Consider the following 3,317-nt stretch of genomic DNA (forward strand, 5'->3'; position numbering starts at 1 on the left):
GGGGCGCGCAGGGCCCGCCATCCCCGGAATATCCCCTTTGATTCCTTCGGAAAACCCGCCGCAGGGCGCCGGATTCACGATGTTGCCTTTTTGTAACAATGGTACGTCAATGCGATGATCCGTTACTATTTTACAATTTTATTTTGGACAAAAGCGCTGCCGTTTGCGTAACCGGCCCCCAGTCAGTGCGCCGGAGCGCGCCGCAACACATCGCGTCAGTCATCACGGATCGACGGCGCGAAAGGGGAATGAATACATGCGGAATCATATGTTTCGGGACTGCCTGCTCGCGTCCACGATGATCGCAGGCGCCGTCGTGGCGCTTCCGGCAGCGGCCCAGACCGCACCGGCTCCTGCACCGGCAGCCGAGCCGGCTCCCGCACCGCAGAGCACCACCAGCGACGACGGCGCGGCAGCGACGACCCCGGCAGTCTCGAACACGCCGAGCGAGGATCCCGCTGCAGCCGGGACCGCCGCGGGTACCGACATCGTCGTCACCGGATCGCGCATCTCGAACCCCAACCTGACCTCCGCCAGCCCGATCACCGTGGTCAACGCGGCGGACATCAAGCTGCGCGGCGCGACGCGCATCGAGGACGTGCTCAACAGCCTGCCGGCGTCGTTCGCGACGCAGACCTCGTCGGTGTCGAACGGTTCGACCGGTACGGCGACGATCAACCTGCGCAACCTGGGTGAATCGCGCACGCTGGTGCTGATCAACGGCCGCCGCCTGATGCCGGGCAACCCCTCGTCGAGCAGCACCGCGAGTGCGGCCGCCGACGTCAACATGATCCCCGCCTCGCTGATCAAACGCATCGACGTGCTGACCGGCGGCGCCGGTTCGGTCTATGGGTCGGACGCGATCGCCGGCGTCGTCAACTTCGTGCTCGACACCGATTACGAAGGCTTCAGCGTCGACGTGTCGGGCGGCATCAACAACCACAACAACCGCAGCGAGCGGTTCCAGGCGCTGTCGGCGGCAAGCGGCTATCCCGCGCCGAGCGGCCAGGCATTCGACGGCACGCAGTTCGACATCAACTTCAAGGTCGGCGCGGCCACCAGCGACGGCCGCGGCCATGTCGTCGGCTATGGCGGCTATCGCAAGATCGGCGCGATCCTGCAGGGGTCGCGCGACTATAGCTCGTGCGGGCTGAACGCGCCGTCGGGCAATGTCGGCAACGATTATGTGTGCGGCGGATCGGCCACCGCATTCCCGGCGAACTTCACGCTCGGCGATGCGACCGAGGGCGGGCCGCCGACCGGCTATACGCTGAACGCAGCAGGCCAGCTCGTCGCGGGGCGGACGCTCTACAACGCCAACCCGCTGAACTATTACCAGCGTCCGGACACGCGCTACACCGCGGGCTTCCTCGCCAAGTATGAAGTCAGCGACGCGTTCAAGCCCTATGCCGACTTCATGTTCATGGACGATCGCTCGGTCGCGCAGATCGCGCCGTCTGGTGACTTCAACAACACGAGGGTCCTGAACTGCAACAACCCGCTGCTGTCGGCGGCGCAGGTCTCGACCTTCTGCCGTGCGTCCAACCTGGTGACCGACGCCAATGGCGCGGTGATCAACCTGACCAACCCGGACGGGTCGCAGTATCAGCAGGCGAACGTCCTGATCGGTCGGCGCAACGTCGAGGGCGGCGGGCGCCAGGCGGATCTTCGCCACACCCAGTATCGCTTCGTCGCGGGCGCGACCGGCGATATCGACAAGGGCATTTCGTACGAGGCCTATGGCCAGTTCGGCAGCACCGTGTTCAGCCAGGTGTATCGCAATGAATTCTCGATCTCGCGCACCACGCGCGCGCTCGACGCGATCACCGACACGCGTCCCGGCTCGGCGACGCTCGGCCAGGCGGTCTGCCGCTCGGTCGTCGACGGCACCGATCCGAACTGCGTCCCGCTCAACATCTTCGGCGCGGCCGGGATCACGCCCGAGGCGCTGAACTATGTCCAGACCCCGGGCTTCCAGTCGGGCGAGAACAAGGAAACCGTCCTCAACGCGAACTTCACCTTCAAGGGCGCCGAATACGGCGTGCAGTCGCCGTTCGCGAGCGAGGGCATCGCGCTGAACGTCGGTGGCGAGTACCGCAAGGAATCGCTGAGCCTCGAAGTCGACAACGCGTTCCTGAGCGGCGATCTGGCCGGCCAGGGCGGCGCGACGCTGCCGATCCGCGGCAGCTACACCGTCAAGGAAGTGTTCGGCGAAATCCAGGTGCCGCTGGTCAGCGACCGCCCGTTCGTCAACGAGCTGACGGTCAATGGCGGCTATCGCTATTCGAGCTACAGCACCGCGGGTTCGGCGCATTCGTACAAGGGTGAGCTGGTCTGGGCGCCGATCTCCGACGTCCGCTTCCGCGGCGGCTACAACCGTGCGGTCCGCGCACCGAACACGCAGGAGCTGTTCGCGCAGCAGTCGGTCCAGCTCGACGGTGCGACCGATCCCTGCGCCGGCGCCGCGGTCAACGGGCTGGTCAACGGCAACACGGCCGCGCAGTGCGCGCTGACCGGCGTTCCCGCGAACCGGTTCGGCCTGATCGCCGCCAACCCGTCCGAGCAGTATAACGGCCTGCTCGGCGGCAACCCGAACCTGCGCCCCGAAAAGGCCGACACGTTCACCGCGGGCGTGATCCTGCGGCCGTCGTTCCTGCCGGGCTTCAACCTGTCGGTCGACGGCTTCCGCATCAAGCTGAAGGACCGGATCGGCGTCGTCGGTGCGGACACGATCATCGCGCAGTGCCTCCAGACCGCCGACGACCAGTTCTGCGGCGCGATCAACCGCGATGCCAACGGCACGCTGTGGCAGGGCAATGCGGGCTTCATCGTCGACACCAACGTCAACGCAGGGTCGCTGACCACGCAGGGGATCGAGACCTCGGCGGGCTATACCTACCGCTCGGACAGCATCGGCACGATCGGGCTGTCGTTCAACGGCACCTATGTCGACAAGTTCACGTCGGACAAGGTCGGCACCAAGTTCGATTGCGCAGGCCTGTACGGCGCCCAGTGCGGCTATCCGATGTCCAAGTGGCGTCACCAGGCGCGTCTGTCGCTGACCACGCTGGGCGGCATCGGCCTGTCGGGCAACTGGCGCCATCTGTCGGCGACCAAGTTCGAGCGGACCAGCGGCGATGCCGACCTGGCCGGCCCGTTCTTCGCCAATGACGGCCGCGTGAAGGCGCAGGACTATTTCGATCTCGCCGCCACCATCCGGGTCGCGGACAAGGTCACCTACCGCCTCGGCGTCAACAACGTGCTCGACAAGACCCCGCCGATCCTCAGCGCGACGGCGTCGCCGATCGGCTCGTTCG

General features: G+C 66.2%; 1 protein-coding gene. It reads left to right on the forward strand.

The window, feature by feature from the left end:
• Positions 1–316: 316 nt before the first annotated feature.
• A partial coding sequence (locus tag sphsw_RS18055) for a TonB-dependent receptor plug domain-containing protein (RefSeq protein WP_235188464.1) occupies positions 317–3,317 on the forward strand: 3,001 nt, incomplete at its 3' end.

It is taken from the genome of Sphingomonas sp. FUKUSWIS1 (assembly GCF_000733135.1).
In the GTDB taxonomy this organism is placed as follows: Bacteria; Pseudomonadota; Alphaproteobacteria; order Sphingomonadales; family Sphingomonadaceae; genus Sphingomonas; species Sphingomonas aerolata.